This is a genomic window from Streptomyces composti, from assembly GCF_012034205.1.
Classification (GTDB): domain Bacteria; phylum Actinomycetota; class Actinomycetes; order Streptomycetales; family Streptomycetaceae; genus Streptomyces; species Streptomyces composti.
This window is the reverse complement of record NZ_JAATEM010000007.1, coordinates 1-13,150: the sequence shown is the minus strand read 5'-3', so window position 1 is coordinate 13,150 and position 13,150 is coordinate 1. Positions and strand designations below refer to the sequence as shown.

11 protein-coding genes and 1 tRNA gene are annotated in these 13,150 nt (G+C 72.0%); 4 read left to right on the top strand and 8 right to left on the bottom strand.

Going from position 1 to position 13,150, the window contains the following annotated elements; translation table 11 throughout:
• Positions 1–11: 11 nt before the first annotated feature.
• The 7 genes from HCJ93_RS07285 to galU form a co-directional block, all read right to left on the bottom strand.
• Positions 12–85, bottom strand: a tRNA-Ala gene (locus HCJ93_RS07285).
• Positions 86–177: 92 nt separating this feature from the next.
• Positions 178–1,386, bottom strand: coding sequence for a divisome protein SepX/GlpR (gene sepX, locus HCJ93_RS07280; RefSeq protein WP_167992188.1), 1,209 nt, complete (start codon positions 1,384–1,386; stop codon positions 178–180).
• A gap of 172 nt (positions 1,387–1,558) precedes the next feature.
• A complete protein-coding gene (locus HCJ93_RS07275) occupies positions 1,559–2,185 on the bottom strand; it encodes a GNAT family N-acetyltransferase (protein ID WP_167992447.1) in 627 nt (208 codons plus the stop codon).
• Positions 2,186–2,211: 26 nt separating this feature from the next.
• A complete protein-coding gene (locus HCJ93_RS07270; protein ID WP_167992186.1) occupies positions 2,212–2,805 on the bottom strand; it encodes a MogA/MoaB family molybdenum cofactor biosynthesis protein in 594 nt (197 codons plus the stop codon).
• A complete protein-coding gene (moaC, locus tag HCJ93_RS07265; protein WP_167992184.1) occupies positions 2,802–3,326 on the bottom strand; it encodes a cyclic pyranopterin monophosphate synthase MoaC in 525 nt (174 codons plus the stop codon). The genes HCJ93_RS07270 and moaC overlap by 4 nt, the downstream gene beginning before the upstream one ends.
• A gap of 85 nt (positions 3,327–3,411) precedes the next feature.
• A complete protein-coding gene (gene glp / locus HCJ93_RS07260; protein ID WP_167992182.1) occupies positions 3,412–4,734 on the bottom strand; it encodes a molybdotransferase-like divisome protein Glp in 1,323 nt (440 codons plus the stop codon).
• The gene (galU, locus tag HCJ93_RS07255; protein ID WP_167992180.1) at positions 4,731–5,642 is read right to left on the bottom strand and encodes a UTP--glucose-1-phosphate uridylyltransferase GalU; all 912 of its coding nucleotides are present in this window, start codon (positions 5,640–5,642) and stop codon (positions 4,731–4,733) included. Before galU ends, glp begins: the two co-directional genes overlap by 4 nt.
• Positions 5,643–5,734: 92 nt before the next feature.
• Between galU and HCJ93_RS07250 the strand changes: the two genes are divergently transcribed.
• Positions 5,735–6,349, top strand: coding sequence for a 5-formyltetrahydrofolate cyclo-ligase (locus tag HCJ93_RS07250; RefSeq protein WP_507201117.1), 615 nt, complete (start codon positions 5,735–5,737; stop codon positions 6,347–6,349).
• Between the two features lie 91 nt (positions 6,350–6,440).
• Here HCJ93_RS07250 and HCJ93_RS07245 read toward each other — a convergent pair whose 3' ends face one another.
• The gene (locus HCJ93_RS07245) at positions 6,441–9,257 is read right to left on the bottom strand and encodes a penicillin acylase family protein (RefSeq protein ID WP_167992179.1); all 2,817 of its coding nucleotides are present in this window, start codon (positions 9,255–9,257) and stop codon (positions 6,441–6,443) included.
• 211 nt (positions 9,258–9,468) lie between these two features.
• On the opposite strand from HCJ93_RS07245, the gene HCJ93_RS07240 reads away from it, so the two are divergent.
• The 3 genes from HCJ93_RS07240 (at position 9,469) to HCJ93_RS07230 (ending at position 13,008) form a co-directional block, all read left to right on the top strand.
• Positions 9,469–10,980 carry a potassium/proton antiporter gene (locus HCJ93_RS07240; protein ID WP_167992443.1) on the top strand — a complete coding sequence of 504 codons (1,512 nt, stop codon included), beginning with the start codon at positions 9,469–9,471 and terminating at the stop codon, positions 10,978–10,980.
• 353 nt (positions 10,981–11,333) lie between these two features.
• Complete coding sequence (locus HCJ93_RS07235; RefSeq protein WP_167992177.1) at positions 11,334–12,632, top strand: MFS transporter; 1,299 nt, start codon at positions 11,334–11,336, stop codon at positions 12,630–12,632.
• 67 nt (positions 12,633–12,699) lie between these two features.
• A complete protein-coding gene (locus HCJ93_RS07230) occupies positions 12,700–13,008 on the top strand; it encodes an FmdB family zinc ribbon protein (RefSeq protein WP_167992175.1) in 309 nt (102 codons plus the stop codon).
• Positions 13,009–13,150: the final 142 nt, after the last annotated feature.

Here is a 13,150-nt window from a genome sequence, read left to right as displayed (position 1 = left end):
TCCGATGTGCGTGGACCTGAGGGGATTTGAACCCCTGGCCCCCTCGATGCGAACGAGGTGCGCTACCGGACTGCGCCACAGGCCCTTGCAACGAGTGAAACTTTAGCATCCCCGCCGGGGTGCTCAAAAATCCGTTGTCCGAGGTGGCCGGGGTGGCCGCGAGGGAGGGGCGGCGGGCTACTCGTTGGCGGCCCTGCGGTGCTCCCCGTCCTCGTACTGATCGAAGAGCGGGGTGCGTCCGCGCTCGCGGGCGCGGCGGGCCGAGGCGGCACGGCGGACGTCGCTGCGCGGGCCGGCGTCCTGCTGCTCGGCGGGTTCGGCCGGCTCCGGCACGGTGGGCTCGGCGGCCGGCGCCTCCTCCGGGGCGACCGCGCTGGAGCGGGCCGAACTCCAGGTGTCCGGTGCGCCCAGGTCCACGTCGCTGGTGGCGCGCGGGGCGACCGGTGCCGTCACATAGGTCGGCAGCGGCACCGGGACGGGGTCCCAGCTGTCGCCCTGCCCCGGGCGCCGCTGCCGCTCGCGCTGCTGGTCGACCCACTCGGCGTGGTCGGTCTGCTCGACCAGTGCGCGCCGGTCGGCGGCGAGCGCGGACAGGCCGGGGTCCGGGGCGGAGCCGGAGGGCACGCCGTCCTGCGGTTCGGCGGCCTCGGCCTCCTCGGCCGCGGAGCGGTGGTGCGTCCGGCGCCGGCGGTCGTGCAGGCGCCGGGCGGCGGCCTCGGCCTGCCTGCGGTCCATCTGGTAGGCGAAGCGGCGCCGCTCCTGGGAGCGGAGGTAGGCGATGTACGCGCTGAGCAGCACGGCGGGCACGCCCGGCGCCCACAGGAAGGCGAGCCCTCCGACGGCCGCGACGATCGCGCCCAGGGTGAAGGCGAGGAAGAGCAGCGTGGTGGTGCGCCGGCGGCGCGCGAGCACCTTGGAGCGCCGGGCCCGCGCCGCCGCGGCCTGCGCCGCACGGGCCTTCTGGGCGCGCTGGGCCGCCCGCACGGCGCGCTCGGCTCTCTCGGCCCGCTCGGCCGGCGGCTCCTGCCGGGCCGCGGGGACCCGCACGGTGGGCTCCTCGGGGTCGACGGCCGGCCCGGGGGCGGGTTCCGGGACGGGTTCCTCGCGTCGGGTCTGGGACACGGCGAAGGCCCGGACGTCCACCGAGTCGGTGACCGCGTCCGGGTCGTGGGCGTCGTACTCCCCCTCGTCGGCGGAGCGCGCCCGCAGGTCCTTGGCGTACCGGCGCTCCATGCCCGCCCGTCCGGACAGCAGTCGGATGGCGGTGCTGAAGCGTTCCGTCGGACGAGCCTCGTTGAGCTCGTCCTGCCTACGGAGCCACATCGGCACCAAGTAGGCGGCCCAGGCCCCGACGATGACTGCGTAGATGAGGCCGCTGCTGCTCACACCTCACACGGTAGAGGGGTTTGCATGACGCCATCTGCCAATTCCGCCGGTGTGTCGCACGATCTGGCTGATATTTTGAACTTTTCTTGTGACGGATGCGATCAGCGGACCATCCGGGACGGGAATTCTCCGCCTTCACTCGGTCGCCATCCGATCAATCTCGAACGTTTATTCAATTTCCCGGTTGGTGGCGGATCCCCGGGTCACGCCGCTCGGCGCGGGCCCGCGACCGGTGCCAGCGGTTGAGCAGCCCCTCGGGCACTTCCTCCGCGGTGAGCGCGAAGACGAGATGGTCCCGCCATGCTCCGTCGATGTGCAGATATCGCGGACGCAGCCCCTCCTCGCGGAATCCGAGTTTCTCCACGACCCGCCGGCTGGGCCCGTTCTCCGGGCGAATGCAGACCTCGATCCGGTGCAGTCCCACGGTACGGAAACAGTGGTCCACCGCCAGCGCCACCGCCGTCGGCATCACCCCGCGCCCGGCCACCGCCTCGTCCACCCAGTAGCCGATGTGCCCCGAGCACATCGACCCCCAGGTGATCCCGGCGACCGTCAGCTGACCGGCCAGCCGCCCCTGGTACTCGATCACGAACGGCAGCATCCGGCCCGCGTTCGCCTCCGACCGCAGATGGCGCACCATCTGACGGTAGGTCGGCCGGTGCGCGACCGGCCCGTTGGGCGTGGGTGGCGGGATGGTCGCCTCCCAGGGCCGCAGCCAGTCCCGGTTGCGCCGGTTGACCTCGCGCCAGGCCCGCTGGTCACGCAGCTTTATCGGCCGGAGGACGATGTCGCCGTCCACCAGCTCCACGGGCCAGAAGGGCCGGTTCAGGTCGCACCCCCGCTGTCCCCGGCCGGGGCGGCGCTCCCGCTGTGCGCCGCGGGTCCTGCGTGGTCACCGCCGCGCAGCTGAGGTCCTGCGTGGTCACCGCCGCGCAGCTGAGGTCCTGCGTGGTCACCGCCGCGCAGCTGGTCGACGGCGTGCCGCAGCAGCGGCTCCAGGACGGCCAGGCCGTCCCTGACGCCGCCGGTGGAGCCGGGCAGGTTCACGATCAGTGTGCTGCCCGCGACCCCGGCCAGCCCCCTCGACAGCGCCGCCGTCGGCACCTTGTCCCGGCCGTGTGCCCGGATGGCCTCGGCGATGCCGGGGACCTCGCGGTCGATCACCCGGCGGGTGGCCTCCGGGGTCCGGTCGGTGGGCGAGATGCCGGTGCCGCCGGTGGTGACGATCACGTCGTACCCGGCGTCGGTGCCCGCGCGCAGCGCGGCCTCGACCGGATCGCCGTCCGGCACGATCCGGGGGCCGTCCACCTGGAAGCCGAGCCGCCCGAGGCCCTCGGCGATCAGCGGCCCGCCCCGGTCCTCGTAGACCCCGGCCGCGGCGCGGTTGGAAGCGGTGACCACCAGCGCGCGATAGGTCATGCCCTGCTCCAGTCGCCCGACTTGCCGCCCGTCTTCTCCTCGACCCGCACGTCCGTGATGACCGCCTCCTTGTCCACCGCCTTGACCATGTCGATCACGGTGAGCGCGGCGACCGAGACCGCGGTGAGCGCCTCCATCTCGACGCCCGTGCGGTCCGTGGTCCGCACGGTGGCCGCGATCTCCACCGCGTCGTCCGCGACCGTCAGGTCCAGTTTCACACCGGACAGCGAAAGGGGGTGGCACAGCGGGATCAGATCGGGGGTGCGCTTGGCTCCCATGATCCCCGCGATCCGCGCGGTGGCCAGTGCGTCGCCCTTGGGCACGCCCTCGCCGCGCAGCAACTCGATCACGCGGGGCGAGACGAGGACGCGGCCGGTGGCGCGGGCGGTGCGCGCGGTGACGTCCTTGCCGGACACGTCGACCATGCGGGCCGCGCCGGCCTCGTCGATGTGGGTGAGGCGCTGCCGCTCGTTCTTCTGCTCGGCGGTGCCGGGGGTCTCCCCCCGGGATGGCACAGTCATGCTGCTCGGTGCTCCCGGTCCGGGCCCGGCGCGGTGCGGCGCGCGGGCCTGCTGTGCGCGACACGGTACCGCGCGCCGGGGCCGGTCAGCCGAGCAGGACCACCTCGACGTCCGCGCCCGGCGCCACGGACTCGGTGTCCTCGGGAACGACGATCAGCGCGTCGGCCCGGGCGAGCGCGGCCACCAGATGGGAACCGGCGCCGCCCACCGGGGTCACCTTCCCGTCGGCGTAGCGACCGCGCAGGAACTGGCGGCGGCCCTTGGGGGAGGTCAGCGGCTCGTCGGCGGTGAGGGTGGCCCGGGTCCTGGGCCGGTGCACGTCGGGCAGGCCCATGAGGGTGCGGATGGCGGGCCGGACGAACAGCTCGAAGGAGACGTAGGAGGACACCGGGTTGCCGGGAAGGGCCAGCAGCGGGGTGTGGTCGGGGCCGATGGAGCCGAAGCCCTGCGGCTTGCCGGGCTGCATGGCGAGCCTGCGGAACTCCACGCCGCTGCCCGGCTCGTCCTCGTCGCCCGCGTAGGAGAGGGCCTCCTTGACCACGTCGTACGCGCCGACGCTGACCCCGCCGGTGGTGACCATCAGGTCGGCGCGGACCAGCTGGTCCTCGATGGCGTCGCGCAGGGTGTCGGCGTCGTCGGCGACCGCGCCCACCCGGTAGGCGATGGCGCCGGCGTCCCGGGCGGCGGCGGTCAGGGCGTAGCTGTTGGAGTCGTAGATCTGACCCGGCCGCAGTTCCTCGTCGGGCTGGACGAGTTCGCTGCCGGTGGACATGACCACCACGCGCGGACGGGGCCGCACCCGGACGGTGCCGCGGCCGATGGCGGCGAGCAGGGAGATCTGCGGCGGGCCGAGCACGGTGCCGGCCTCGAGCGCACGGTCCCCGGCCTTCACGTCGCTGCCCTGGGCGCGGACGTGGGCGCCGGCCTCGGCCGGGCGGTAGACCAGCACCTGGCCGGCGGCCGCCTCGGGGGCGAGGCTGCGGGCGCGCATGCCGGTGGCGGGGCCCTCGCCCAGGCCGCCGTCGGTCCACTCCACGGGGACGACGGTCTCCGCGCCGGGCGGCAGCGGGGCGCCGGTCATGATGCGGGCGGCCTGGCCGGGGCCGACGTGCAGCGGCTCCGCCTGGCCGGCCGCGACGTCCCCGACGACCTCCAGGGCCGCCGGGTAGGCCTCGCTGGCGCCCGCGACGTCCGCGACCCGCACCGCGTACCCGTCCATCGAGCTGTTGTCGAAGGGGGGCAGGGAGACCGGGACCGTGATGTCCTCCACCAGGACGCAGCCCTGTGCGTCCAGGAGGTTGAGTTCGATGGGTTCGAGCGGGCGGACGGTGCTGAGGATGTCGTCCAGGTGCTCGTCCACCGTCCAGAGGTGGTCCGGGCCTGCGGTGCGGGGCGCGGCGGTGCTCAACTTCGCTGCATCTCCTCGGTGACGTAACGGTGGAGCCAGGTCCGGAAGTCCGGGCCCAGGTCTTCACGTTCGCACGCGAGTCGGACAATGGCACGGAGGTAGTCGCCTCGGTCGCCGGTGTCATAGCGGCGGCCCTTGAAGACGACGCCGTGCACCGGGCCGCCGATGCTCTCGTCGGCGGCGAGCTTCTGCAGGGCGTCGGTGAGCTGGATCTCGCCGCCGCGGCCGGGCTCGGTCTCGCGCAGTATCCCGAAGACGGCCGGGTCGAGCACGTAGCGGCCGATGATGGCCAGGTTGGACGGGGCGTCGGCCGGCTCGGGCTTCTCCACCAGGCCGCCCACGCGGACCACGTCGGCGTCCTCGGTGGTCTCGACGGCGGCGCAGCCGTAGAGGTGGATCTGCTCCGGGGCCACCTCCATCAGGGCGATGACGCTGCCGCCGTACTGCGCCTGCACCTCGATCATCCGCTGGAGCAGCGGATCGCGCGGGTCGATCAGGTCGTCGCCGAGGAGCACCGCGAAGGGCTCGTCACCCACGTGCGGGGCGGCGCACAGCACGGCGTGGCCGAGACCCTTGGGGTCGCCCTGGCGGACGTAGTGCATGGTGGCGAGGTCGCTGGACTCCTGGACCTTGGCAAGGCGTTCGGCGTCGCCCTTCTTCTCGAGGGCGGACTCCAGTTCGTAGTTGCGGTCGAAGTGGTCCTCCAGGGGACGCTTGTTGCGTCCGGTGACCATGAGGACGTCGTCGAGACCGGCGGCGACGGCCTCTTCGACCACGTACTGGATCGCCGGCTTGTCGACGACCGGCAGCATTTCCTTCGGCGTGGCCTTGGTGGCGGGCAGGAACCGGGTGCCGAGGCCTGCTGCGGGGATGACAGCCTTGCTGATCCGAGGGTGCGACTGACTCATGCCGGACACCATATCCGGTGTGATTACAGGGAATCTGTCGCTCCGGTTACTTCCCGCTCATATGAGCATATTGAGACAGTACAGGGACAATCTTGAGACAGAACAAGGGCACGGACGAGACTGACAAGCGCGCGTTGCGGCGGCGCATCGCCGAGATGAGGCGCGCCTTGACTGCGGATGACGTGCGGGTTGCGGCGGCCGCGCTGGCCGAGCAGGCGCTCGCCCTGCCCGAACTGACGCAGGCGCGCACGGTGGCCGCGTACGTCTCGGTGGGGAGCGAGCCCGGCACCCGTGCGCTGCTGGACGCGCTGCACGAGCGGGGCGTGCGGGTGCTGCTGCCCGCGCTGCTCCCGGACAACGACCTGGACTGGGGCCTCTACACGGGCGAGGACTCCCTCGCGCCCGTGCAGCACGGCGGCAGGATGCACCTCTTCGAGCCGGGCGGGGCGCCGCTCGGCCCGGAGGCGGTCCTGAGGGCGGACGTGGTGCTGCTGCCGGGCCTCGCCGTAGACCGGCGCGGGATGCGGCTGGGCCGCGGCGGCGGCTCCTACGACCGGGTCCTGGCCCGCCTGGAGCGCGCGGGCGCCCGCCCGTCGCTGATGGTGCTGCTGTACGACACGGAGGTCGTCGAGCACGTGCCCGAGGAGCCGCACGACCGGCCGGTGCACGCGGCGGTGACGCCGTCGGGCGTGCACCGGTTCGGCTGACGTCCCCGGGAGCCGCGCGGGATCCCCGGCCGGTACGGCGCAGGGGCCCTCCGGACGTCCGGAGGGCCCCTGCGTCACCGCGTCGGTCCGCTCAGGGCTTGAGCAGCAGCGTGTCCTTGGTGCTGTCCTGCACCGCACGGTCGGAGAACGACCACTCGAACAGCTTGCCCTCGGCCCACGCGTCGGTCTGGTCGACGTAGTGGGCGTTGTAGGCGTGGCCGGAGGCGCCAGTGAGGTTGATCCAGCGGGACTTGTCGAGGTCGCCGAGGTTGACCACCATCCGCATCGACGGCACCCAGACGACGCCGTAGCCGCCGGCCGCGTTCCAGCCGGTGGCGTTGACGGTCGCCTCGCCGCCGCCGAGCTTCCACGGGCCCCGGTTGAGGACGCGCTGGAGCAGGCCCGGGCCCTCGGTGCCCAGGGTCTGGTTCTTCAGGAACAGGCGGTGCAGCCGTCCCCAGCTCCAGGTGTCGATGTCCTTGCCCAGCTTGGCGGTCAGCTCCCAGCGGGCGTCGATCATGGCCCGCTTGAACAGCTCGTCACGGTTCTCCGCACCCGGACGGGTGCCCCGCTTGGCGGTCTTCCACCAGTCGCTGTCCTGGTCGTCCATCAGATTGCGGACCACTTCGAACCAGCGGTCGCCGCCGTCCGGCTGCGCCTGGTCCGGCGCCCGCATGCCGCACTCGCGCACCTTGCGGGTCTCGTCGGCGGGACCGGTGGTGTTGACCGGCTCGACCCACAGGCACTGGCCCTCGACCCGCAGCTCCTTGGGCAGCTTGTCGCCGAAGGCCAGCTCGAGGATGTTGCGCCACACCGCGTTGAAGTACGCGGCGGCGGCCGAGTCGGCGTCCTGGGTGTAGTCCCAGCCCTCCAGCAGCTTCTGCGCGTCGCGGACGTCCTTGTCACCGACGTCGATCTTGAGCAGCTCGGGCACCAGCAGCCTGGCGATGGAGCTCTGGTTGTCCAGCTGCATCTGCCGCATGTCGTCGGTGGAGATCTTGCCGCCGTCCTTGATCTTCGACTGGATCAGGTCGGTGATGCGCTGGCTGCGGGCGCCGTAGCCCCAGTCCGTGGTCAGCGTGTACGGGTAGTCCTTGCCGACGACGGCCTGGTTGGCGGTGACGATGTAGCCGCGCTCCGGGTCGTACTCGTAGGGCAGTTCGTCCTGGTCGATCCAGCCGGTCCAGCGGTAGTCGCTGTCCCAGCCGGGCGCCGGGATCGAACCGTCGTGGCGCTGGGCGCGGGTGGGGATCTTCCCGGGCAGCGTGTAGCCGATGTGGTTGTCGGTGTCGGCGTAGACCAGGTTCTGCGAGGGCACCTCGAACAGCCGGGCGGCCGCGCGGAAGTCCTCCCAGTTCTCCGCCCGGTTCATGGCGAAGACGGAGTCCATGGTGCGGCCGGGGTCGAGCGCGGTCCAGCGCAGCGAGACGCCGTAGCCGTCGGCCCGGTCGGGTGCGGCGTTGCCGACGGTGGCCTTCTTGCCGACCCGCACCAGCTCCTTGCTGCGGTCGGAGAGCAGGGGGCCGTTGTCCGTCTCCCGGACGACGATCTTCTCGTCGGGGCCGCCGGCGACCTTGATGGTCTCCTCGCGCGTCTTGAACGGCTTGACCTTGCCGTCGACCAGGTAGCCGTCGCCGGTGATCTTCTCCAGGTAGAGGTCGGTGACGTCGACGCCGGAGTTGGTCAGCCCCCAGGCGATGTCCCGGTTGTGCCCGATTATCACTCCTGGCATGCCCGCGAAGGTGTAACCGGCCACGTCGTACTGGCACTTCGCGGAGACGCTGCGGCAGTGCAGGCCCATCTGGTACCAGACGGACGGCAGCGAGGCCGACAGGTGCGGGTCGTTGGCGAGCAGCGGCTTGCCGGTGATGGTGTGCTTGCCGGAGACCACCCAGGAGTTGGAGCCGATGCCGTCGCCGTTGACACCGACGGCGGTCGGCAGGTCCTTCATGACCTCCTGGAGGCCGGTGAGCTGGCTCTCCAGCGCGGACCCGCCGGCGCCGGTTCCCGTACCGGCGCCGGTGCCGGCGCCGGTGCCCGTCCCGGTCCCTGCTCCCGTGGCGGTCCCTGTTCCCGTTCCGTTGCCGGTGCCGGTGCCGCTCGCGCCGCCGCCCTGCTCGTACGCCTTGGTCAGCTCGTTGTACTGCCCCTCGCGGACGACCGGCTTGTTCCGGCTGTACGGGTAGGCCGGGTACAGGTCGGCGATCTGCTTGGGGCCCAGGCGACTGGTCATCAGGGCGCGGTCGATCTCGTCCTGCATGTTGCCGCGCAGGTCCCAGGCCATCGCCTTGAGCCAGGCCACCGAGTCGACCGGGGTCCACGGGCCGGGCTCGTAGTCGTTCTCGAAGCCCAGCGCCGCGTACTCCAGGGAGATCTCCTTGCCCTCCTTGCCCTCGAGGTAGGCGTTGACCCCCTTGGCGTACGCCCGGAGGTACTTCTTCGTCTGCGGCGAGAGCTTCTTCTCGTACTCCTCCTGCGCGATCCGGTGCCAGCCGAGGGTGCGCAGGAACTCGTCGTTCTCCACCTGGCCCTTGCCGAACATCTCCGACAGCCGCCCGGCGGTCAGGTGCCGGCGGACGTCCATCTCGTAGAACCGGTCCTGCGCCTGGACATAGCCCTGCGCCATGAACAGGTCCTCGTCGGAGGAGGCGTAGATCTGCGGAATGCCGTTCCCGTCCCGTTTCACGTCGACGGTGCCGGTGAGACCCTGCAGAGTGATCGAGCCCTTGGTCTGCGGGAAGGAGGCGCGCACGGTGCTGATGGACCAGTACGCCCCGTAGGCCACACCGCCGATCAGGGCCAGCACCAGGACGAGCACGATCAGGCGGAATTTGCGCCCTCTGGTTCTGCTTTTCCTGCCGGACGTGCCGGGCTGCTGACCCGTGGAGGCGGTGGTGTCGGTGGGCATCGCTGTCCTTGCTGTCCTAACGCGAGCGGCAGGTCGGGCTGTTCTTCTGTATGAGCGCTGGAGCAACGATATGCGGAGGGCCCCGTACCTCTGGACGGGGAGTCGGGAACCGGACCGCACCGGCGTTCGATGCCGCCCGCGCGAGCAGCGGGAGACGGCCAAGAGTTAGGTAACCTAACAAAGCAATTCGCCCGGGAGAAGGGAAGGTCCGCTGACCATCCACCACCTCAACCAGCTCCTGCTGGTCTGCTCGATCGTCCTGCTCGTCGCCGTGGCCGCGGTCCGGGTCTCCTCGCGCAGCGGGCTCCCCAGCCTGCTCGTCTACCTGGGCATCGGCATCGCCATGGGCCAGGACGGCATCGGGAACATCCAGTTCGACAACGCCGAGCTGACACAGGTCATCGGATACGCGGCCCTGGTCGTGATCCTGGCCGAGGGTGGTCTGGGCACCAAGTGGAAAGAGATCAAGCCCGCCCTGCCCGCCGCCTCCGCGCTGGCCACGGCCGGCGTCGCGGTGAGCATCGGCGCCACGGCCACCGCCGCGCACTACCTGATCGGTCTCGAGTGGCGGCAGGCGCTGATCATCGGCGCGGTGGTCTCCTCCACGGACGCCGCGGCCGTCTTCTCCGTGCTGCGCAGGATCCCCCTCCCGTCCCGGGTGACCGGCACGCTGGAGGCCGAGTCCGGCTTCAACGACGCGCCCGTGGTCCTCCTGGTGGCGTCCCTCTCCACGGCCGGGCCGGTCGACGACTGGTACGTCATGCTCGGCGTGATCCTGCTGGAGCTGGCCATCGGCGCCGCGATCGGCCTCACCGTGGGCTGGCTGGGCGCCTGGGGGCTGCGCCGGGTGGCGCTGCCCGCCTCGGGTCTGTACCCGATCGCCGTGATGGCCATCGCCGTCGGCGCCTACGCGGCCGGTGCCACGGCCCACGGCAGCGGATTCCTCGCCGTCTACCTCGCCTCGATGGTGCTGGGCAACGCCCGGCTGCCGCACTGGCCGGCCACCCGCGGCTTCGCCGAGGGGCTCGGCTGGATAGCGCAGATCGGCATGTTCGTCCTGCTCGGCCTGCTGGTCACGCCGAGCGAACTGGGCGACGACGTGGTGCCCGCGCTCGTCGTCGGACTGGTGCTGACCATGGCCGCACGCCCGCTCAGCGTGATCGTCTGCCTGCTGCCGTTCCGGGTGCCCTGGCCGGAGCAGGCGCTGATGTCCTGGGCGGGACTGCGCGGCGCCGTGCCCATCATCCTGGCGACGATCCCGATGGTGGAGGGCGTCGACGGCAGCCGGAAGATCTTCAACATCGTCTTCGTGCTGGTCGTCGTCTACACCCTGATCCAGGGCCCGACCCTGCCGTGGGTGGCCCGCAAGCTGCGCCTGGGCCAGGGTGACGAGGCGGCCGACCTCGGCGTGGAGTCCGCGCCGCTGGAGCGGCTGCGCGGGCATCTGCTGTCGGTCGCCATCCCCAAGGGCTCCAAGATGCACGGCGTGGAGGTGGGCGAGCTGCGGCTGCCCACCGGCTCCGCCGTCACCCTCGTCGTCCGCGACGGCAAGTCCTTCGTGCCGCTCCCCTCGACGGTGCTGCGGTACGGAGACGAGCTGCTGGTGGTCGCCACCGACCCCGTGCGGGACGCCGCCGAGCGCCGCCTGCGCGCGGTGGGCCGCGGCGGCAAGCTGGCGGGCTGGCTCGGGACGGGGGCCAGAGGCGACGGGCGGCGCACCTGAGCGGGGCGGTGCCCGGGGGAGAGCGGAGGCGCCCCCAGCCGGACGGTGCCCGAGAGGGCGGGCAGGCGCCCCCCAGCCGGACGGTGCCCGAGAGGGCGGGCAGACCGACCCGAGCCGAGCGCTGCCCGAGAACCCCGGCAGACCGACCCGAGCCGAGCAGTGCCCGGATCCCTGTACCATGCAGGGGACCCCAGATCGAACCAACTCTGCCTGATGCAGAGCTGGCGCGACCGTATGGCGGCCGGGTGCCCTGAGCTGTGGCACCGGTATCTACCGCAGTCAGCGCAAGAGGACAGCTCTCGGCGCGCCCGCAGACCGGGCCTGCGCTACCAGGCGGCAGAAAGGCACGGGCCGTGGCATCCACGGTCACCACGTCGAAGAAGTCGAAGGATTCGGCTGCTGCCACCTCCCGTCCGGGATACGGCCGGCTGCTGCGCACCCGCGGCGCCTGGACCTTCCTGCTCCCCGGCTTCGCGGCACGTCAGCCGTTCGCGATGCTCACCCTCTCCATCGTGCTCCTCGTGCAGCACACCACCGGCTCCTACGGCGCGGCCGGCGCCGTCGCGGCCGCCACCGGCGTCTCCATGGCGCTGTTCGCCCCCTACAGCGGGCGGCTCGCCGACCGGTACGGCCAGCGCGCCGTGCTCGTGCCCGGCGTCGTCGTGCACGCCGCGGCGGGCCTCGGCCTGACCGCGCTGGCGCTGGCCGGTGCCCCGCTGTGGGCGCTGTTCGCCGCCGCCGTGCCCACCGGCGCCTCGGTGCCGCAGATCGGCCCGATGGTGCGCGCCCGCTGGGGCGTGATCCTCAAGAACCCCCGGCTGATGACCACCGCCGCGGCCTTCGAGTCCGTCACCGACGAGCTGACCTTCGTGGTCGGCCCGCTGCTGGCCACCGCGCTGTGCACGGCCGTCGACCCGGCCGCCGGCCTGATCGCCGAGGCCTCGCTGACGCTGATCGGCGGCCTGCTGTTCGCCGCCCAGAAGCGCACCCAGCCGGCGGTCGGCGTCGACGGGGGCACGCGCGTGGAGCACGGCTCCGCGCTGCGCGTCCCCGGCGTGCGGGTGCTGATCGTGACCTTCCTGGGCATCGGCTCCGTCTTCGGCGGCATGCAGGTGTCGCTCGCGGCCTTCACCCAGTCGATCGGCGAGCCCGGCCTCAACGGCGTCCTCTACGGCATCTTCGCCACCGGCAACATGCTCTCCGGCATCGCCTGCGGCGCCATCGCCTGGAAGATCGCCCCGCAGCGGCGCCTGGTCCTCGGCTATGCCGCGCTCGCCCTGACCGCGTCCGCCCTGTGGACCGCGCACTCGGCGCTGCTGCTCGCCGGACTCGGCCTGCTGGTCGGCATGTGCATCGCACCGGCCCTGATCACCGGCTACACGATCGTCGAGGAGCTGGTGCCGGCCGGTGCCCGCACCGAGGCGTTCACCTGGCTCACCGGGGCGGTCGCGCTCGGCCAGGCGGCCGCCGTCACCCTCGCAGGGCAGCTGGAGGACCGCCTGTGGACCGGCGCCGGCTTCCTGGTGCCGATGGGCGGCACCGTGCTGGCCCTGGTGACGCTGCTGGCACTGCGGTCACGGCTGGTGCCGGGCCCGAAGGCGCGCACCGTGGCACGTGGCGTCGGTCACCGCACGCCCGTCGCAGTGGACTGAACGCAAGGAATGAGTCACTATGGTTCGTCGTTAGCACTCATCGAGTGAGAGTGCCAGGAGGAAGACAGTGCCCACCTATCAGTACCAGTGCACCGAGTGCGGCGAGGGCCTCGAGGCGGTGCAGAAGTTCACCGACGACGCCCTGACCGAGTGCCCCAGCTGCAAGGGCCGCCTGAAGAAGGTGTTCTCGGCGGTCGGCATTGTCTTCAAGGGTTCCGGCTTCTACCGCAACGACAGCCGCAACACCTCCTCGAGCAGCTCCCCCGCCTCGAAGTCGTCGAGTTCCTCGTCGTCCTCGGACTCCGGGTCCGGCTCGTCTTCCTCGTCGTCCTCGTCCTCGACGAGCAGCAGCTCCACCAGCACCACCGCCGCCTGAGGCGGGCGGGCAGCACCGCCGCCACAGAACGCGCCTCAGCGCCGCCCGGGCGGGCGGCTCACCGGCACAGCCTTCCGGACCCCGTCGTCCTGCGACGACGGGGTTCTCGGCGTTCGACAACTCGGTCCTCGGCGTTCGACGA

Coding starts and splice junctions, on each gene's coding strand:
- galU (WP_167992180.1), bottom strand. CDS start 5,642: ATGAGTCAGTCGCACCCTCGGATCAGCAAGGCTGTCATCCCCGCAGCA.
- HCJ93_RS07245 (WP_167992179.1), bottom strand. CDS start 9,257: ATGCCCACCGACACCACCGCCTCCACGGGTCAGCAGCCCGGCACGTCC.
- moaC (WP_167992184.1), bottom strand. CDS start 3,326: ATGACTGTGCCATCCCGGGGGGAGACCCCCGGCACCGCCGAGCAGAAG.
- HCJ93_RS07270 (WP_167992186.1), bottom strand. CDS start 2,805: ATGACCTATCGCGCGCTGGTGGTCACCGCTTCCAACCGCGCCGCGGCC.